This is a genomic window from Anaerobacterium chartisolvens (genome assembly GCF_003337415.1).
Taxonomy (GTDB): Bacteria; Bacillota; Clostridia; order Acetivibrionales; family DSM-27016; genus Anaerobacterium; species Anaerobacterium chartisolvens.
In genome coordinates this window covers 111,786-131,316 of sequence record NZ_QPJT01000003.1, presented here as the reverse complement: position 1 = coordinate 131,316, position 19,531 = coordinate 111,786, and the positions used below count along the sequence as shown (strand labels likewise).

The following is a 19,531-nucleotide window of genomic DNA, read 5'->3' as shown; positions in this document are numbered from 1 at the left end:
TAAGTTTTATGTTATAATAGCATTGTCTATTTTAAATTTTACGGAGGCATCATAATGGATTACAAATATTCTGATTTAAGCCTTGCAAAGAAAGCTACCTTTGCGCTGGCTTCTCTTTCAGTTTACAGACAGGTGAAAAAAGCTCCTGTAATCAGCTCCTTTTACAGGCTGGTAAAGCACCTCGGCACACCGGGCTTCGATCTGCTGGAAGCGGCAGAGCTGTACAGCGATGTGTATTTTTCCTTAATGTCCTCGGGAAGGTACGGCAGCTTTGAAGAATACATCATAGAAAGAATAATATTTGATGACAACCCCTTTTCTGCAATGTCTGAAAATCGGAGCTTTGAAGAAATGGACAAGGGAATATTAACGGCTGCCGCCAATGACCTGAACGCACTGCAGATGATTTCCGCAGTATCATGCGAGGAAATAAAAAAGCTGCTTTTAAAATCCCCCGCTTTAACGTCCTTTGAGACGCAAGCAATAGCTTCTCTTCCCACATGGGATTCTGCCTGCTGTGGGCCGGTATATAAAGACAGGCCATGCCTTCGGCATATCCCTCCCCTGATGGATGCTCTGTACTCATCCGAATCCTGGGGCAAATGCCTCGAACGCCTCTGCGGTTTTCATTATAAATACGGGCGCGGAGACGTATGCCGGTACAGCGCTTTTGTTTGGGACGGCAGCGGAAGCACCGGTGCGCTGAGAGGAATTGAGTCCCCCGACCCCGTAAGGCTGTCGGATTTAATAGATTATGAGGAGGAGCGCTCCGAGGTTATAGACAACACCGTTAATTTTTTAAAGGGATACCCGGCAAACAATGTACTTCTCTACGGAGACAGAGGTACCGGCAAATCCTCGTCGGTAAAGGCTATATTGAATGAATACCATTCTTCAGGCCTACGGCTTGTTGAAATTCCTAAAAATGCTTTAATGGATTTTCCCAGGGTAATGGGTATACTGCAGAAGAGAATGCAAAAATTTATAATTTTCATAGACGATCTTTCCTTTGAGGACAGCGAGGAAAGCTATACCGCACTTAAAGCCGCATTGGAGGGAGGAGTTGAGAGCAGACCCAATAATGTGCTTATATACGCTACCTCCAACAGGAGGCATCTCATAAAAGAAAAGTTCAGTGACAGGAATGCCCTGAACTCATTAAACCATGATGACGAGGTAAGAGCCTCCGACTCCATGCAGGAAAAGCTTTCTCTTGCTGACAGGTTCGGCATAACCGTGGTATTCTCTTCCCCCGACAAGCATAAGTTCCTGAATATAGTGGAAGGCCTTGTACAAAAAAGGGGAATCATTGTTGACAAAGAATACCTTCATAAGGAAGCATTAAAGTGGGAGCTGTGGTATAACGGACGCTCCCCAAGAACGGCAAAGCAGTTTGCCGACTGGCTGGAGGGCACACAAAAAAACCGGGAGAGCAGTCCATAGCTCCCCCGGCCTCTTTATTCAGTATGTATATTATATTTTTTAAGTACTATGTTTTTTAATTTTTCTATATGTCAGGGAATACATGACAAATGCAAAGAGCGCGGCGCAGAGCGCAATTATTATGGCTATCGTGCTATAGGTCTCACTGAATATCGCAATAATTATTGCGATATATAACACTACCGTTGACATTTTTCCATACCAGTTTGCAGATACCACCAGCTTCTGCTGCTTGTAGAGCAAAATGCTCCCAAGCCCCATAAATATCTCCTTGACAGCTATAATTATCAGTACGGCTACGGGAATTTTCCTCTGCATGGTTAATATAACAAGGGCGGTTATTTGCATAAGCTTATCCGCCGCAGGGTCAGCAAGCTTTCCAAAAGAGGTGATCATGTTGAATTTTCTCGCTATATAGCCGTCCAGAACATCTGTAATTCCCCCCGCCAGAAAAAGGATTACTGCCGTGACATACAGGCTTTTATCAAACTGTCCCATATATAAAAAGTATGCAAAAAATGGTATAATAACAAACCTAACTGCAGTTAAAGCATTTGGTATATTCACCGACTCACCACCTGAAACTATTTTTGTTTTATCTGCAATAAGTAAAGACAGCAGCCCTATAATGTATAATGTCACCAGCTCCAGCCTGAATAAACAATGTATAGTTTACCATACTTTATGCCTTTATTGCAATGAATTATGGCAAATAAACTCGCATTACTCCTCTACAGCCCTTTGAAGCAATTCATATATATGCTGAGAATACTTCCTGATGTTAACAGGCTTCAGCGCCTTATTGGTCCAGACATGCAAAGTCTCACCCGTTGCTATAACCCGGGGCAGTCCGTTTTTATATGCCTCATATGAAAACAGCAGCCTCAAAGGCGTAAATTCCTTTATTTGCGTTTTAATAATAATTTCATCTTCATACCTCGCCGCCTCCTTGTAGCAGCACTTTAATTCCAGCAATGGAAGCATTGCCCCCTCTTCTTCTATTTTAGAGTACGGCATTCCCATTTTCTTTATAAAATCCGTCCGGGCCGCCTCAAACCATACCGGATAATGAGAATGATGCACAATACCCATCTGATCGGTTTCGGCATACCTTACGATTAAATGTGTTTCGGATACAAACATTGCAATACCTGCCTTTTTAAATGCATAACAGCAGAAAAAGCCTGCCGTTACAGCGCAAGAATTTTACTGAGCTGTATTATTTCCTCATCGATTTCCTTTTTCATATCAAGCGCCTCGTTTATTTCAATATCCACAATCTTATTATCCTTGAGGCTTATGATCCTGTTGGAGATATCCTCCTTAAGAAGCTCTACTGCCCTTGCCCCCATCATGCTTGCCATTACCCTGTCATTTACAGTAGGGCTTCCGCCTCTCTGTATGTGCCCAAGTATGGTGGCTCTCGCCTCTATGCCTGTCTGCTCCTGTATTTCTCTGGCTATTTCAATAGCCCCTCCCACACCCTCGGCCACAATAACTATATAATGCTTCTTTCCCCGGTTTCTGCCCTCGATAATGGGCTTTATAACGTCCTTTCCAAGGTCAAAGGTTTTCTCCGGGAGAAGAACCACCTCGGCGCCTCCCGCTATACCCACATTCAGGGCTATGTATCCCGCATGTCTTCCCATAACCTCAAGTACACTGCATCTTTCATGAGAATATGCCGTGTCTCTTATTTTGTCGATTGCATCCTGAACGGTATTCAATGCCGTGTCAAAGCCTATGGTATACTCCGTGCAGGCAATATCGTTATCTATTGTTCCGGGGATGCCCATTACCTTCATTCCGAATTTGCTCAAGTCTTTGGCGCCTCTGTATGATCCGTCGCCCCCTATTACCACTACGGCGTCAATGTCAAATACCTTGCACATTGCCACCCCCCTTTTAATTCCTTCCTCTTCCTTGAACTCGGGACATCTCGCAGTTTGCAGTATAGTACCTCCCCGGTGTATTATATCTGAAACAGCCCTAAGCGACATCTCGGTTATGTCTCCGTTTATAAGGCCGTTATACCCCTTTCTTATTCCCATTACCCTCATCCCGTAATATATGCCGGTTCTTACAACTGCCCTGATTGCAGCATTCATTCCGGGAGCGTCCCCGCCACTTGTTAATACTCCTATTGTTTTTATTTCCGACATTAAACCAGCCTCCTTAAAATAATATTAAGCCCGTGTCAACAGCTTTAACACGGGATTATAACACAAGCTTATAATAAATATTTTTAAAAAATACTTACTTAAACAGACGGTAAGAACTAAAATCCCTTTTCTATAATAACGCTGTGTGCTTCTTCAACCTCTGCCTCGGGAACCAGCACTTCATAATAATTATCATTATTTTCAGGATTTTTACTGATTGGTCTCAGCTTAACCAGTATTCCTTCGTTCTTCAGCAATTCCTGCAGTCTGGTAGCAATATCCTTGCTTTGAGCCATATAGACTACTGTCCACATATAAAACACGCCCCTCTTTCTTTATTCTCCGGAATGTATTTCTCCATGGCCGCATAATATCTTTGCTTTGCCCCTAATCTTAATGGCAGAAGTATTTTCGGTAAACTGAGCTATGAGAACCTCTCCCTTATCCAATTTCTCTGTATGGTGGAATTTAGTATCCCTACCACGGGTAAGGCCTATAATATTTACACCATTTTCTTCAGCCCTTATTATAACATAATCACCTAAAATTTTATTCGATTCCGTATCCATATTAACCACCTCGTCATAACTATATATTATTTACCAGTAAAAATCAACAGCAAATGTTATAAGTGCCATGGCCTCCGGGATTTTTTCAAAATACTTATTTTATAAAATCCGTAAGGCTGTATAATTAAATAATTTTGACATTTTCCTCCCCCAGCCTGATTTTTAATTCCTCCAGAAGAGAATTATTCAGGCTTACCTTAAATTCCCTGTTTGACACCACTGCCTTTTTGCCGGGATCACATGAGCTGCCATGGCACAGGTAAACAGGCGTATTTCCGCTAAAGTATTTAAGCATTGATATAACGGAGCCTTCAAGCTGTTTACTTTCATCCTCTTCCATTTTTAAGTACAGCTTTCTGGTGTTGACCTTTTTCAGGGGCTTTACCTCTTCACATATTATTTTGGCGCTTTCCTCTTCCTTTACACTTATTCTTCCCCTTATAAGCACAATATTTTCCTCTGCCAGAAGTGCGGAATATTTATCCAAAACCCTTGGGAAAACTATTATCTCCATGGAACCGTATAAATCCTCAAGTGTGATAAAAGCCATCAGGCTGTTGTTTTTTGTAGTTTTAGTTTTCTTTTCCGCTATTATTCCCCCAACCACTGCTTCCATACCGTCCCTTACGCCCTTTAGCTCATCCGAAGCTTCATTTTCAGTCTCTTCGGAAGAATTAACAGTTAAATTGGAGCTGAAAAAATTCACCTGAGAATTTATCTCCTTTTCAAATTCACTCAAAGGATGTCCCGATATATAAAGTCCAAGCATTTCCTTTTCCATTGCAAGAAGCTGCTTGCCGGAAAGCTCGGCGATATCTGGATATATCTCCTCATCAGCTCCCTTTACTCCGCCCGCAGAAGACGTGCCTCTATTGTCCATTTCAAATATTGACATCTGACCCTCCAGCTTTATTCTCCTGCTCTGCTGTATTCCGTCGAGTATCTTTTCATAGACATTCAAAAGCTTTGACCTGAATATTTTTAACGAGTCAAAGGCCCCGCTCTTTATCAGGCTTTCTATGCACCTTTTATTAATATCCCTTCCGTCCATCCTTCTGCAAAACTCCCCAAAGCCTTTAAAGCTCCCTCCTTGCTGTCTCTCCCTTATTATCTGGTTTACCGCGCCCTCTCCCACATTTTTAACGGCGGCCATCCCAAACCTTATTTTACTTCCAACGACAGTAAACTTAGCAAAGCTTTCATTTATGTCTGGGGGAAGCACCTCAATACCCATAAGCCTGCATTGATATACATACTGGGAAACCTTGTCGCTGCTGCCTAAAAAGCTGTTTAACAGCGCCGCTGTGAATTCAACGGGATAGTAGCATTTAAGCCATGCCGTCTGATAGCCTACAACGGCATATGCCGCCGCATGGGACTTGTTGAAGGCATAGCTGGCAAAGTCCATCATTTCATCGAATATTCTGTTTGCGGTATTCTCATCAACTCCATTTCTGACAGCCCCGTTTACAATAACATTGCCTTCGGCATCGGTTATACCGTATATGAAGTTTTGCCGCTCCTGCTCCATTACGCTTACCTTTTTCTTGGACATCGCCCTTCTGACCAGATCCGCCCGTCCCATTGAATACCCTCCGAGCTGTCTTACAACCTGCATTACCTGCTCCTGATAAACCATGCACCCGTATGTAACATTTAATATGCCTTCGAGCATAGGATGATGGTATTTTACATCCTCGGGGTTGTTTTTATTGTGTATATATCGGGGAATCTGATCCATAGGGCCCGGCCTGTAGAGTGATATGCCCGCTATAATGTCCTCAAGGGAATTGGGCTGCAGCTCCTTCATAAACTGCGTCATCCCGGCACTTTCGAGCTGGAATACCCCAGAGGTCTTCCCCTCTCCTATAAGCTTGAAAACATTTGGATCATTCATTACAAGCCTGTCAATTTCAATCTTCACTCCGTGATTTTTTTCTATCAGCTCCACTGCATCCCTTATAACTGTAAGGGTTCTGAGGCCGAGAAAGTCCATCTTTAATAGCCCTATTTCCTCAAGAAGCCCCATTGTAAATTGGGTGGTGATGCTGTCATCGTTTCTTTGCAAAGGTACATACTCTACTATGGGCTCCTTTGAAATAACCACGCCGGCAGCATGTGTGGAAGCATGTCTTGGCATCCCCTCGAGCAGCCTTGCCATGTCTATAAGCTCCCTTGTGTTGGTGTCGTCGTCATACCTCTCCTTCAGTTGGGGATTCATTTCAAGAGCCTTGTCAATATTCATTCCAAGCTGGAAGGGTATCATTTTGGCAACGGTATCGACATCGTTATAAGGTATATCCATTGCCCTTCCCACATCTCTTATTGCAGCTCTTGCCGCCATTGTTCCAAAGGTAATTATCTGCGCCACCCTGTCGGTGCCGTACTTTTTTATAACATAATCTATTACTTCCTGCCTTCTCTCATAGCAAAAATCAATGTCTATATCGGGCATACTTATTCTTTCAGGATTCAAAAATCTTTCAAAAAGCAGCCCGTATTTTAATGGATCTATATTTGTTATTCCAAGGCTGTAGGCCACCAGGCTTCCCGCAGCCGATCCCCTTCCAGGGCCTACCATTATCCCATTTTCCCTTGCATACCTTATGAAATCCCACACTATAAGGAAATAGTCAACATACCCCATTTGTCTGATTACTCCAAGCTCATATTTCAGCCTGTCTGATTTTGTACTGTCATAACCGACTCCGTAAAGCCTTTCTAAGCCCTCGCTGCACAGACGGGATAGAAACTCAAAGGGCTCTTCGCTGTCAGGAAGCTTAAAAGCTGGTAAATGAAGCTTGTTGAATTCCAGCTCAACATTGCATTGACGCGCAATTTCCACTGTATTTTCCGCCGCCTCAGGGATATCCTTAAACAGCTTCCACATTTCCTCGGGAGACTTGACATATACCTCGTCGGTGGAAAACCTCATTCTGTCTTCATCGTTTATTGTTTTGCCCGTCTGTATGCACAAAAGTATTTCATGTGCTCTGGCATCCTCTTTTCTCAGATAATGCGCATCGTTTGTGGCAATGAGAGGTATGCCCGTTTCCCTGCTTATTTTAATTATATTCTGATTTACAAGATTTTGTTCTTCTATACCGTTTATTTGAAGCTCAAGATAAAAATTGCCCCTGCCGAAAATATCGTTATGCTTTAAGGCAAGCACCTTTGCTCTTTGGTAATCATTCTGAAGCAAGGCTCTGGGTATATCCCCCGAAAGACATGCGCTAAGGGCAATAATACCCTCGCTGTACCTCTCAAGAACCTCCATGTCAATCCTCGGCCTGTAGTAAAACCCTTCCGTAAACCCTATTGACACAATTTTCATAAGATTTTTATAGCCGGTATTATCTTTTGCAAGCAGCACAAGATGGCCCTGCTCGGAGTCTATCCCCGGCTGCTTGTCATGCCTTGTCCTCTTTGCGGTGTAAACCTCGCAGCCCAAAATAGGCTTTATGCCTCTTTGCATTGCTTCCTTATAAAAATCAACCACACCATACATTACTCCATGATCGGTAATAGCTATGCTTTTCATTCCAAGCTCCGCAGTCCTCGCTATGAGGTCCTTTATTCTGTTTGCCCCGTCAAGAAGACTATATTCGGTATGGACATGCAGGTGTACAAAATCTTTCATTGATAATCCCTCCATGCAGCTTAGACTGCAAAAATAATAATGTCCGCCTATTTATATTTTACAGCAAAAAACTTCAGAGCTCAATTTTTTTAAGCCCTAAAGCCTTTTTGATTTCTTCCCGTAAATTATCCCCCTTTTTTAATGCTATAATTCACAGGAATCCATTATATGCACATTTATCCTTTTTGCAAGGTCTATTTCATAATAATGATCTATCAATTCCTTTTTTTCGTTGCGAATTACTCTTATAACAGGCCGTGAAGGTATATTTCTGTTTACTCTGACTACAATACCGATTTCATTGGTGCTTAGCACTACTCCTGTTCCTATGGGATAAATAGCGATATATCTCATAAATATATCCACAATTTCCTTGTCGAAGTGATAAGCCGAAAGAGAAGATATATACTCAACTACTTCATGGGGCTTGAGCTTCTTTCTGTAAACCCGGTTTGATGTAAGAGCATCGTATACATCTGCTATTGCCACGATTCTGGCATATCTCTGTATGTTCTCCCCCTTAAGCTGGAGGGGATACCCGCTGCCGTCATATCTTTCATGGTGTCCAAGGGCTATATATGCCGAAAGCATACTGATATTGGAATTGCCCTTTAATATCTCGTACCCGTAAAAGGTGTGCTTTTTAATTGTTTCAAACTCTTCACCGGTCAACTGAGAAGGCTTTTTCAATATTTTCTCGGGAATTTTAAGCTTACCTATATCATGAAGGAGCGCACCCATGCCAAGATCCTTGAGACGGCTTGCATTATAGCCTATGCCTATTCCCGTAATAAGCGAAAATATGCATACATTGACGGAATGCTCAAATGTATAGTCATCTACCGATTTTATGTCGGACAGGTTTATAAGGATATCATCGTTGGACAACAGCTCCTCAATTATGGCGCTGACCAACTCGTTTATCCTTAAATCATCTATGGCTTTAGAGGACGCGTACCCCTCCATCTGATTTTTTACAAGCATTTTAGCTTCAATTCTTATATTGTCACAAACAACATCCTTTATTTCAATATCCCGTGATATATCGTCGTAAATAAACACTTCTGCTATTCCGTTTACCTTAAGCTTCTCCAGAAAATGCTCGTTAAGCTCCGCACCTTCCCCGAGCAAAATACGCCCTTCGGGACCAAACACCGCCTTTGCCAGCTTAGTACCCGGTACTACGCTGTCTATATATACCTTTCGCATTTTACCCCCCAGTAAAAAACGTACCATATTATAAAAATCATTAATGGCTGTAGAAAAAAATGTAAACCAAGTTTATTATTCGACAACTTTTTGTAAATACCTGCAAGCTAATAAAAAAATAATATAATTTTTATGTAAAATTTTAAATGTTCAGCAGTCCCTTAGCTACCGAAACAACATCCTCCTGAAGGTCGCTCAGCCTTCTCTTTGCCAGTTCCTCGGTATTTTCCGACACTCCGTAATAAATTTTTATTTTAGGCTCGGTGCCTGAAGGCCTTATACAAAACCACGAGCCCTCCTTAACCTCATAATACAGTACATCCGACTGAGGCAATGTCAGCTCCTCTTCGCTTTTAGACGCAACGCTGTACTTAGTGCCCTTAAGGTAGTCCCTCACCGCCCGGACCTCTGTGCTTCCAAACCTTGTTGTCCTATTCTCCCTCAGTTGTGCCATCGTGCCCTTAATCCTGTCAACTCCCTCCTTGCCTGTCAGTGTAAACGAACTTATTCCCTCAAAGGAGTAGCCGTACTTTCTGAACAGCTCCTGCAGCGCCTCGTAAAGCGACATCCCTTTTGAATTATAGTAAGCGGCCATTTCAGCAATAAGCATGGATGCCACAACCCCATCCTTATCACGGACAGAGGTGCCTGCAAGATATCCGTAGCTCTCCTCAAACCCGAAAAGGTATTTCTTATCTCCCAGCTCGTCCAAAAGCTTTATCTGCTCTCCTATAAATTTAAAGCCTGTCAGCACCTCTACCAGCTCTATGCCATAGGCCTTAGCGATAGCTCTTGAAAGCTCCGTTGTTACTATTGTCTTAACTGCAAAGCCATTAGAGGGCAGCTCTCCCTTAAGCTTTTTCTGAGACAGTATATACTCAAGCAGCAGACATCCTGTCTGATTTCCGGTAAGCACCATGTATTCTCCCGCCGCATTTCTTGCCACCACGCCCACCCTGTCGCAATCGGGGTCAGTGCCTATGATAAGATCCACATTCTCCCTTGCAGCCAGCTCTATAGCAAGCTCGAAAGCTGCCTTTTCTTCGGGATTAGGTGATTTCACGGTAGAAAACCCGCAATCGGGCAGCTCCTGTTCCTTTACGACTATAACATTCTTAAAGCCTATTTCCTGCAATATTCTTCTCACCGGCTTATTGCCTGCGCCGTGCAGAGGGGTATAAACAATTTTAAAGGTTTCTCCCACGCTTGTGACAAGCTCGGGGTTAATGCTTAAAAGCCTGAGAGTGGACATATATGCATCGTCCACCTCCTTGCCTATCATCTGAAGAAGGCCGTTATCCAAGGCTTCCTGAACAGATATAAGCTTGACCGCCGTAATATCTGAAATTCCGCTTATTTCCTCCAGCACGGCGTTTGAGCCCTCAAGTGAAAGCTGTCCTCCGTCTTCGCCGTAAACCTTGTAGCCATTATATTCCTTAGGATTATGGCTTGCCGTGATAACCACTCCCGCAGAAGCTTTAAAATGCCTTACTGCAAATGAAAGCTCCGGCACGGGCCTTAATTCGTCAAAGAGATATACCTTTATCCCGTTTGCCGCAAACACTCTGGCCGCCTCCGAAGCAAACTCAGCCGACATGTATCTGGAATCGTATGCAATTGCTATGCCTGCCGCGGCGGCCTTTTCGCCCTTCTTTACTATATAGTTTGCAAACCCCTGAGATGCCTTTCTGACGGTGTATATATTCATCCGGTTAGTTCCCGCTCCGATAATGCCCCTGAGGCCGCCGGTACCAAACTCCAGCTCCCTGTAGAATCTTTCTTCGATTTCCTTGGGATTGTCCTTTATTTTAAAGAGTTCATCTCTTGTCTCCCTGTCAAAGTATTCATTTTCAAGCCAAAACCTGTAGCTTTCCATGCTGTTCATAATATGCCTCCTATATACAAATTTATTACATCAAATATATTATACTTTTGGGATTTTGTAAACGCTAAAGTTGCAATATACTTGCAATTTTATTTAAGGATAGCTGCACTGTGGAAGGATTCCACCGGATAAAAAGGATGGGGGGATTCCTATGGTAATAGGAGCAGAGAACCCTTATGCAAAAGTTCTGGGATTACAAGCTCCCGGAACTTTAAAGTCTACTTATTAATATTATGCATATCAAGCCGCTGCTGCCTTCATTAAACCGTGGACATTGTTTGTGAAAACAAATGCTGCCACAGGCAAAAAGCCGGATAGACCCGCCAATATCCCTTGCATACCTAAGTAATCCTGTCGAATAAAACCACAATATTTTACAATGCACTTTTTTCCGTTTACAGAGATTTTTATGTATAGTAATATTGTCTACATAATCCTTAATAATTTAATAAATTTTAGCCGCATTTTGTATGTATAATTGTAATATAGGGAGTTAACCTTGCCTTTTTTATTATATAGGATGCAATAAAGATTTTACAAACATAGAGGATATAATTGCTTACAGAAATTTTTAATAGCAACGTAAGACTCTAAGAGTCTTCAAGACGCCTTGCGGGGAAATGTCTCACGGGTATGTCATCCGGCGCTTTTCTTAGATGTATTCCTTACGGGTCAAAAAAATTTCTTCCATTAAGTTATATCCTCCATGTAAAATCTTTATTGCTAAATATATAGTGAGCAGCTCTTGAAAGGGTCGGAAAATAACCACTGGATTTGGAGGAATATATGGTGAAAATAAGGATGTCCGGATTCAGGGCAGTATTATCATTGGTTCTTTTGGCGGCTGTGATTATTACCGGTTGCACTGATACACACATATCACGCCGCAAGCAGCAAGGTGAGCTTAATGGCTCAAAAAGCGGCAGGCTTGAAAAAGCGCCGTTTTATCCGGGAAATGACGGGCTCTATGATATTGAAGCACCCGAAGGCTTTGACTGGAAGCAATTTGACGGCACAACCCTGAATTTTTTAGTAGAAAATAATATATATGCAAATGTTCTTACAAAAGAATCTGAGCAGTTTACAAAGCTGACCGGAATTAGTGTCAATATACGCCCGATGGATTTTAGTACGCTTGTGCAAAAGATTAATCTGGATTTTATTACAAAGACAGGCAAGGCCCAGATTATATATGCTGATCCGTATCAGACATTAAACAGATTTTCCGATAATCTGGAAGACCTCAAGCGTTTTAATGACGACCCGTCACTTCCCCATATACCCGGAGGTATGGAAGATTTTTTTGAGAAACAGGTGGAAACCGATTCATACTTTATCAGCAAGGATAAGCTCTATACCGTTCCATTTGATTCTACCACAATGATCCTCTATTACAGGAAGGATATTTTTGAAAAATATAAGGATAAGTTTATGGCAGATAAAGGCTATGACTGGGCCCCAGGCAAGAAGGGCTTTACCTGGGAAAGATACGGCGAAATTTCCCGGTGGATTACCGAGCATGTACCCAAGGATGAAGTAAAGTACGGCAGCGGGCATATGGCAAAGAGGCACAATTCTCTTTACTGCGATTTTTCCAACGTTCTGGCATCGTATGGAGGGGATTATTTCCCCGACGAAAACGTGGGCAGCCTGGGAGTAAAAGAACCTGAACAATCGGGCTTTAATGAAGAAAGCTTTATCAAGGCTCTTGAAATGTATAAAAAGATCATTGACAGCGCGGCGCCGGAAAGCCTGTCATGGAACTGGTACTATGCAGCCGAGGCATTTAAAGCAGGAGAGATTGCCATGATGCCCAACTGGGATGAAAATGCATCCTCCTTTGAGGATATGAATATTTCTAAGGTTGCGGGAAAGGTAGGATACAGCATTCTCCCATATGGACCTGTGAGAAGCGCAAATATTTTCGGAGGCACAGGCATAGGCATCAACAAATATTCCTCTGAAAGGGAGAAAAGAGCGGCCTGGCTTTTTGTTGTATGGGCCACATCACCCCAGACTGAGCTTTTAGTATTGAAGCACCCGGAGGGAGGTGTCATCCCTTCAAGAAAATCTGTATATAATGATGCGGAAGTCAAGGATAAATTAAGCGGTAAAATTATAGATTCCGCCGGGGAAAAAACGCTGCTGACTTTACCGACGGTAGTTACCGCGTGGAAGGACGAAAATGCGTACTACAGGCCCAAGATTGGAAGTGGGTATGCGTTTGAAAATATTGTGGTGGATCAGCTTCACCGAATGCTTGCAGAAAATATAGGTGCCGGAGAGATTGCGGAAGCTATGCTGAAACAGATAAATAATTTGAAAAAATAACGTATATATAGATATTTAAAGGAGATTTTCATGTTGAAGGTTCGATTTATCGGCAGCTTCAGGTTTAAGCTGATATTGATGCTCGTTTTACTGATACTCATTCCACTGATCGTATTTTCACTTCTGCTCTTTGGCTGGGTGAAGGATATTATAAGTGAGAAGTACAGTGAATCTGCCATACAGTCGGTTCGGGAAAGTGCTATAAATATCGATTACCGGTTGAATGATCTGAAGGAGTTTACAAATATCATTATGACCAACAGCGATTTTGTTACCATCCTGAAGGAAACGGGAAGCAAAAGCGACAATGCTATTGCTTATGAAAATATTCTCAGAAACTTTTTTACTTCAAGGGAGGATATTGAGGGAATATCTGTATATTCAGGGGACTCCTTCTATTATGTAGGCTCCAATAAGGGAGAAAAGACGGAATATAATACCGGGTGGTTTAAGAATTTGTCCGGCTCCCACGGTGAAATACAGTGGATTAACACCAGGCTTGAAAAAATAAAAATCATGGCGGGAGATTTTGATAAATACTACTTTTCCATAGGGCGCAAGCTGGTTGATTTAAACACGCTGGAGGAGCTTGGAACCATGGTGGTTGATATAGATGAAGGGGTGCTGGAAAAGTCCTACAAAAATCTGGAGGGTGCAGGTGCAGTCGATATATTTATCATCGACAGTCAAGGAAAAATTATAAGCCACCCCCAAAAAAGCATGATAGGCACAGATGCGAGAGATAAACTGGCGGTAAGGAAGGTAATGGAGGATGGCAGGGATTTTGGAAAGCTGTCATACAGGGAAGATTATAAGGACAACATGGTCATATATTCAACATGCGGTACAACAGGCTGGAAGCTTGTTGAGGTGATACCCGGAAATTATTTATACAGCGAAATTGATAAAATAAAGATAATAGTCATCGATATCGGGATTGTCTATCTCGTTCTAGCATTTTGTGCGGCATTGTTTTTTTCGGTTAAGCTGACTAAGCCAATGATGCATATGATGAAAAAAATGAAGCAGGCTGAAGGGGGTAACCTGAATACAAGGATAGATATCGTCAGAAAGGACGAGCTCGGACATCTGGGAATCAGCTTTAATAACATGCTATCTAAGATTAAATCACTGATGGAGCAGCAGATTGAAGAAGAAAGGATTAAAAAGGAAATTGAACTGGAGGCGCTTCACGCCCAGATTAATCCTCATTTTTTATACAATACGCTTAACACCATCAAATGGATGGCAAAGATGCAGGGAGCCAAAAATATCAGCTCCACTGTTACTGCCTTGATTAAGCTGCTGAGAGTGAGCATCAACCTGAGCAATGAAATGATAACGCTGAGGGAAGAAATAGAGTATGTCAAGAATTATGTGCTGATTCAAAAAATCAGATTTAATGAGCAGTTTGAAATAAACTATTCCATTGATGAGGATTGCATGGAATGCCGTATTCCCAAGCTAATCCTCCAGCCCGTTGTCGAAAACGCAATTATCTATGGAGCAAGAGAGGACAGCAGCAGCCATTTGAATATAGAAATCAGTGCCGGAAGACAAGGAAGCGGCATGTGGCTGAAGGTTTCGGATAATGGGCCTGGTATTGAAGAAGAGGCTCTCCAGAGGATATTCAAGACGGAAAAAAACGTCAACAAGTTTAGTGTTGTGGGGTTGAACAATATTGTTGCACGTATAAAGCATTATTTCGGAGAAAAATATGGCATTGAAATAACTACGGAACCCGGGAAAGGTACCAGTGTACTGCTTAATCTTCCATATAATATTGAAAGAAGGGAAGCATAAATGTATAAAGTAATGATTGTTGATGATGAAATTCTGGTAAGAATCGGACTGAAGTCTACTATTGACTGGGAGAGCCTGGGCTTTACGGTTGTTGCGGAGGCTTCAAACGGAGAACAGGCATTGGAATATTACAGGACGCATAAGCCCGATGTTATCCTTACGGATATAAGAATGCCTAAAAAGGATGGCTTGTGGCTGACAGAAACCATAAAAAAAGAAAATCCACGGGTAAAGATATTGATCCTGACCTGTTATGACGACTTTTCCTATGCGAGAGAAGCCCTGAAGCTCGGCGCTTCCGATTACATCCTGAAATCGGAGGTGGAGGATGAGGAATTGATAAAAATTATGGAGGATATTTATCAAAGCCTGAATGATGAAAACCAGAAGCAGGAGAAATATATTTACCTGCAGCACCAGATCAATTCAAATATATCTGTCTTGAAGGAAAAGATGCTGAATGACCTGGTGAAATCAAGCATAAAGGCAGAAGGAAGCTTTTATTCCAAATGCAGGGAGCTTAATTTTGAGGCGGAAGGCAAGGAATTTTTTATGGTTTCCATGTACAGGGACGATGTGGAGAAATGCAGCTCCCTTAGTGACAAGGGCTTACAATTGATGAACTTTGCGATCGAGAATATTACTTCTGAAATATTGAATGAGAACAATATTAATTTTTTATCCTGCAAGAATGAGAGGAGCCTTCTTCTTCTTTTGAGCGGAGACCCGATTGGTGAGGGCATGATACTTTCTGCTTTCAACAGGATAAGAGCTTCGGTCGAGCAGTATTTAAATATTCCGTTAAGCGTTGTTATCAGCAGAAAATTTGATGATCTGAGGCTGACGGGCCAAATATATGAGGAATGTGAAAAAAAGGCAAGGATGATCTTTTACAGTGAGGAAAGCGGTATAATAAGGGCTTCCAATACGGAGTTTCAGGATGCCGATATGGTAGAGGTCAAAAAGAGATATGTTCAGGTGCTTTTGAATTACCTTGATGAGGAAATTGCTGAAAAGGCGTTGCAGGTGGTGGACCAGCTGGAGGTTTTCTTTAAGCAGAGCCTGGTAGAGCCCATTCAGGTAAGAATTTTTTATTCAAATCTGATCAGCAGCATCTTAGAATATTACAACAGCTATTTTGCCGAGGGAGATCCGAAGGACTATTCAGATTATTATAATTCAGCCATGAGCGTAGTCAGGCTGAAGGATATGACGGCTCTTATCAAGGAATTTATGGTGAATATTGCAAAGCATATTGAGCAATACAGAATCAATAACTCCAACAGGATAATTCATAGGGCAATTGACTATATAGACAAGCACTATGCCCAGGAGGTATCTTTGCAGTCCCTGGCCCTGCACTTAAATCTTTCCAAGCATTATGTATGTTACCTGTTTAAAAAGGAAACGGGTGACAATATTTCTCACTATATTAACAAGGTAAGAATTGAGAAAGCCAAGCACCTTATTTTAGAGTCAAATTACAAGATAAAAGAGATTTATGACAGGCTTGGTTTTTCCGATCAGCAGTATTTTTGCAAGATATTTAAAAAAATCACCGGTATGACAGTTGTACAGTACAGGGACAGTATTCTTAAGAAGCAAAAGATCGGCTGAAGGGCATATTAGAACGTAAATTTAGTTAAACAGAAAATGCGACCGCGAATATTCACGGTCGCATTTTCTGTTTATATTCCGAATTGGTAGCTATATCAACCGCGATATTAATTTTGTACAAAGAAATAATAACATCCTCCCCAAAAATTTTTGCTTGCTGCAAAACAAAATCCTTCCTGAATAAAGTAAGCAATTTCTTGCACAATGTAATAAATCCACTCCATTATAATCCGCTCCAAAATATTTTATTATAATCATGTACTTGTTCTTAAGGACGAAATGAATAAACAATAGATATTGATAAAGGAGATTGATGACTGTGAAGAATGCCCCAAAGCTGGAATTGAGAGGCGTTGAGAAATCATTTCCTGGAGTTAAGGCCCTGAGTAATGTGAATTTTTCTGTTAAAAAGGGTACGGTTCATGTCCTTTGCGGAGAAAATGGCGCGGGTAAATCCACATTAATGAAAATCATCAATGGCATCCATCAGCCGGATGCCGGCCACATTCTGATCGACGGAGAGGAAGTGAAAATCCATAATCCCATCGAGGCAAGGAAATGCGGCATATCGATGATATTTCAGGAACTGAACTATATCCCGGAAATTACCATCGAGCAGAATATGTTCCTCGGCAGTGAGCCGCTGACCAGACTGGGCTCTGTTGATTGGAGAGAAATCCGCAGGCGTACGCTTGAGCTGATGAAGAGTGAAAGCCTGCAATACTCACCTGACACCAGACTCAAGGATTTGACAGTGTCGGATATTCAAATGCTTGAGATTCTCAAGGCCATTTCTTATGATTCGGATATCATTATCATGGATGAACCAACCTCAGCAATTACCAACAGGGAGGTTGAGGTTCTGTTTAAAAAGATTGGCGAGCTAAAATCAAAAGGCGTCAGCATAATTTATATATCCCATAAGATGGAAGAGATTTTCAGGATTGCCGACGACATAACAGTAATGAGGGACGGAAGTGTTGTGGATACCCTACCGGCGGATGAGCTTGATATAGATACCGTTATTTCTATGATGGTAGGGCGTAAAATAACCAATGTATATCCAAAGGAAAAACTGGAAATAGGAAATCATGTGCTTGAGGTCCAGGACCTGACTTGTGGAAATACCTTCAGAAATGTCAGCTTCAATCTTCGTGCCGGTGAAATCATAGGCTTTGCAGGGCTGATGGGCGCCGGCCGGACAGAGGTGGCGCGTGCCATATTCGGACTTGACCCTTATACATCCGGAAAAATAAAGATAAAAGGCAAAGAAGTAAAGGTAAGGGCGGTAAATGACAGCATTAAAAATGGCCTTGTAATGCTGTCGGAGGATAGAAAGAGGTATGGAATTGTCCCCATCAGAAGCATCAGGGAGAATGTATCACTTCCAAATCTTAAGCAATTTATAAAAAAGGGGCGGCTGCATACAAAGAAGGAAAAAAACATTGTTAAAAGCATATGTGAAAGAATGCGTGTAAAAGCCCCTACGCTTGATACTACGGTGGACGCCCTCAGCGGGGGCAATCAGCAGAAGGTTGTGCTTGCAAAATGGATGCTCCGCGACCCCGACATTTTAATACTGGACGAGCCTACTCGCGGGATTGATGTGGGTGCAAAATATGAAATTTATAAGCTGATGACAGAGCTGGCCCATGAAAAAAAGGCAGTTATTATGATTTCGTCTGAGCTTCCAGAGCTTCTGGGAATGTGCGACAGGATTTATGTAATGTCCAAAGGTGCTATAACAGGTGAGATAAAGAGAGAATGCTTTTCCCAGGAGCTTGTTATGAAATATGCTACTGGAACTTTAACATCAAACGAGGTGAAATAGAATGGAAATACGTAATAATGTGTGGAGTACCTTAAAAAAGAGATACAGCATATACATGATCCTTATGGCGTTGTTTATTATCTGCTCACTGGCAAATCCCAACTTTCTTTCAATAGGCAACATGACAAACATTTCAAGGCAGCTGGCTGTGACAACTATTCTTGCATTCGGTGAAACTATCCTTATCATATGCGGAATGCTTGACCTGTCGGCGGGATCTGTGCTGGCGCTTTCAGGTGTATTTGCGGTGTTTACCTATAAGGCAACCGGGTCTTTGTTAACCGCTGTTATAGTTGGTATTTTGACGGGAGTAATATGCAACTTGATTAATGCACTTATGATCAGTACCTTTAAGGCACCGCCGTTCATAGCTACTCTGGCAATGATGACAGTAGCCCGCGGTATCGCGCTTCTATTCACAAAAGGTCAGAATATTCTGGGACTGGGGGATTTTGTAGTGCTGGGGCAGGGATCGGTCGGACCGATACCCATTCCGATTATTTTCCTCGTAGTAATAGCAGCTCTTACATGGTACGTCCTAAGGCACACCAGATTCGGGCGGTCTATATACGCTGTGGGAGGCAACGAGGAAGCATCGGTTGCATCCGGTATAAATGTCCGTAAGGTCAAATATACGGCATTTATCATAAATGGTATTTTTGTAGGGCTTGCAGGCGTTCTGTTCATGTCGCGTGTAAATGCGGGCCTTCCAAATGGAGCCGTTGGTTATGAATTTACCGCTCTTACTGCAGCCATTATAGGTGGTACAAGCTTTTCAGGCGGTATAGGTACAGCCGGAGGCACGCTTGCCGGCGCATTCATTGTCGGCTTCCTTGATAATATTATGAACCTGACAAATGTAGATTCGTACATCCAGCAAATTATTCGCGGAGCAATTATCGCACTTGCCGTAATCTACGATATCCGTTCAAAGACACGCAGAACAAAAAGCCTGGTTGCCAGGGCAGATGGAAACGATTCAGGCAAAAAAGAAGAGGCAGTGAAAGCCCGGGCATAACGGGAAACAATCGAATTAAACAG

At 42.2% G+C, this 19,531-nt stretch carries 14 protein-coding genes; 6 read left to right on the top strand and 8 right to left on the bottom strand.

Annotated features, from left to right (window positions below; genetic code table 11):
- Positions 1-54 precede the first annotated feature (54 nt).
- Positions 55-1,443, top strand: coding sequence for an ATP-binding protein (locus tag DFR58_RS03600; RefSeq protein WP_114296440.1), 1,389 nt, complete (start codon positions 55-57; stop codon positions 1,441-1,443).
- A 39-nt stretch (positions 1,444-1,482) separates the two neighbouring features.
- Here the strand turns inward: DFR58_RS03600 and pgsA are convergent, their stop codons facing one another.
- The 8 genes from pgsA to DFR58_RS03560 all read right to left on the bottom strand — a co-directional run bounded on the left by pgsA (position 1,483) and on the right by DFR58_RS03560 (position 10,908).
- Positions 1,483-2,085, bottom strand: a complete 603-nt coding sequence (gene pgsA / locus DFR58_RS03595) for a CDP-diacylglycerol--glycerol-3-phosphate 3-phosphatidyltransferase (RefSeq protein ID WP_341457379.1) — start codon at positions 2,083-2,085, stop codon at positions 1,483-1,485.
- A gap of 81 nt (positions 2,086-2,166) precedes the next feature.
- Complete coding sequence (locus DFR58_RS03590; protein WP_114296439.1) at positions 2,167-2,586, bottom strand: acyl-CoA thioesterase; 420 nt, start codon at positions 2,584-2,586, stop codon at positions 2,167-2,169.
- 47 nt (positions 2,587-2,633) lie between these two features.
- Positions 2,634-3,605 carry a 6-phosphofructokinase gene (gene pfkA / locus DFR58_RS03585; RefSeq protein ID WP_114296438.1) on the bottom strand — a complete coding sequence of 324 codons (972 nt, stop codon included), beginning with the start codon at positions 3,603-3,605 and terminating at the stop codon, positions 2,634-2,636.
- A 116-nt stretch (positions 3,606-3,721) separates the two neighbouring features.
- A complete protein-coding gene (locus DFR58_RS03580; protein ID WP_114296437.1) occupies positions 3,722-3,919 on the bottom strand; it encodes a hypothetical protein in 198 nt (65 codons plus the stop codon).
- A 21-nt stretch (positions 3,920-3,940) separates the two neighbouring features.
- Positions 3,941-4,174, bottom strand: a complete 234-nt coding sequence (mtrB, locus tag DFR58_RS03575; protein ID WP_114296436.1) for a trp RNA-binding attenuation protein MtrB — start codon at positions 4,172-4,174, stop codon at positions 3,941-3,943.
- Positions 4,175-4,298: 124 nt separating this feature from the next.
- On the bottom strand, positions 4,299-7,814 hold the full coding sequence (locus DFR58_RS03570) for a DNA polymerase III subunit alpha (protein ID WP_114296435.1): 3,516 nt from the start codon (positions 7,812-7,814) through the stop codon (positions 4,299-4,301).
- Between the two features lie 144 nt (positions 7,815-7,958).
- Positions 7,959-9,023 carry an HD-GYP domain-containing protein gene (locus DFR58_RS03565; RefSeq protein WP_114296434.1) on the bottom strand — a complete coding sequence of 355 codons (1,065 nt, stop codon included), beginning with the start codon at positions 9,021-9,023 and terminating at the stop codon, positions 7,959-7,961.
- A 142-nt stretch (positions 9,024-9,165) separates the two neighbouring features.
- Positions 9,166-10,908 (bottom strand): phospho-sugar mutase, encoded by a 1,743-nt coding sequence (locus DFR58_RS03560; RefSeq protein WP_114296433.1) that lies wholly within the window; start codon positions 10,906-10,908, stop codon positions 9,166-9,168.
- 786 nt (positions 10,909-11,694) lie between these two features.
- On the opposite strand from DFR58_RS03560, the gene DFR58_RS03555 reads away from it, so the two are divergent.
- The 5 genes from DFR58_RS03555 (at position 11,695) to DFR58_RS03535 (ending at position 19,508) form a co-directional block, all read left to right on the top strand.
- Positions 11,695-13,239, top strand: a complete 1,545-nt coding sequence (locus tag DFR58_RS03555; RefSeq protein WP_114296432.1) for an extracellular solute-binding protein — start codon at positions 11,695-11,697, stop codon at positions 13,237-13,239.
- Between the two features lie 30 nt (positions 13,240-13,269).
- Positions 13,270-15,042, top strand: coding sequence for a sensor histidine kinase (locus DFR58_RS03550; protein WP_114296431.1), 1,773 nt, complete (start codon positions 13,270-13,272; stop codon positions 15,040-15,042).
- Entirely contained in the window at positions 15,043-16,659 is a 1,617-nt protein-coding gene (locus DFR58_RS03545; protein WP_114296430.1) for a response regulator transcription factor, read from the top strand.
- A 313-nt stretch (positions 16,660-16,972) separates the two neighbouring features.
- Positions 16,973-18,490 carry a sugar ABC transporter ATP-binding protein gene (locus DFR58_RS03540; RefSeq protein ID WP_114296429.1) on the top strand — a complete coding sequence of 506 codons (1,518 nt, stop codon included), beginning with the start codon at positions 16,973-16,975 and terminating at the stop codon, positions 18,488-18,490.
- A gap of 1 nt (position 18,491) precedes the next feature.
- Positions 18,492-19,508 carry an ABC transporter permease gene (locus DFR58_RS03535; protein WP_114296428.1) on the top strand — a complete coding sequence of 339 codons (1,017 nt, stop codon included), beginning with the start codon at positions 18,492-18,494 and terminating at the stop codon, positions 19,506-19,508.
- Positions 19,509-19,531: the final 23 nt, after the last annotated feature.

Bases quoted from the DNA above. Each gene is read 5' to 3' on its own strand.
- DFR58_RS03600 (WP_114296440.1), top strand. From the start codon at position 55: ATGGATTACAAATATTCTGATTTAAGCCTTGCAAAGAAAGCTACCTTT.
- DFR58_RS03590 (WP_114296439.1), bottom strand. From the start codon at position 2,586: ATGTTTGTATCCGAAACACATTTAATCGTAAGGTATGCCGAAACCGAT.
- pfkA (WP_114296438.1), bottom strand. From the start codon at position 3,605: ATGTCGGAAATAAAAACAATAGGAGTATTAACAAGTGGCGGGGACGCT.
- DFR58_RS03580 (WP_114296437.1), bottom strand. From the start codon at position 3,919: ATGTGGACAGTAGTCTATATGGCTCAAAGCAAGGATATTGCTACCAGA.
- mtrB (WP_114296436.1), bottom strand. From the start codon at position 4,174: ATGGATACGGAATCGAATAAAATTTTAGGTGATTATGTTATAATAAGG.
- DFR58_RS03570 (WP_114296435.1), bottom strand. From the start codon at position 7,814: ATGAAAGATTTTGTACACCTGCATGTCCATACCGAATATAGTCTTCTT.
- DFR58_RS03565 (WP_114296434.1), bottom strand. From the start codon at position 9,023: ATGCGAAAGGTATATATAGACAGCGTAGTACCGGGTACTAAGCTGGCA.
- DFR58_RS03560 (WP_114296433.1), bottom strand. From the start codon at position 10,908: ATGAACAGCATGGAAAGCTACAGGTTTTGGCTTGAAAATGAATACTTT.
- DFR58_RS03555 (WP_114296432.1), top strand. From the start codon at position 11,695: ATGGTGAAAATAAGGATGTCCGGATTCAGGGCAGTATTATCATTGGTT.
- DFR58_RS03550 (WP_114296431.1), top strand. From the start codon at position 13,270: ATGTTGAAGGTTCGATTTATCGGCAGCTTCAGGTTTAAGCTGATATTG.
- DFR58_RS03545 (WP_114296430.1), top strand. From the start codon at position 15,043: ATGTATAAAGTAATGATTGTTGATGATGAAATTCTGGTAAGAATCGGA.
- DFR58_RS03540 (WP_114296429.1), top strand. From the start codon at position 16,973: ATGACTGTGAAGAATGCCCCAAAGCTGGAATTGAGAGGCGTTGAGAAA.
- DFR58_RS03535 (WP_114296428.1), top strand. From the start codon at position 18,492: ATGGAAATACGTAATAATGTGTGGAGTACCTTAAAAAAGAGATACAGC.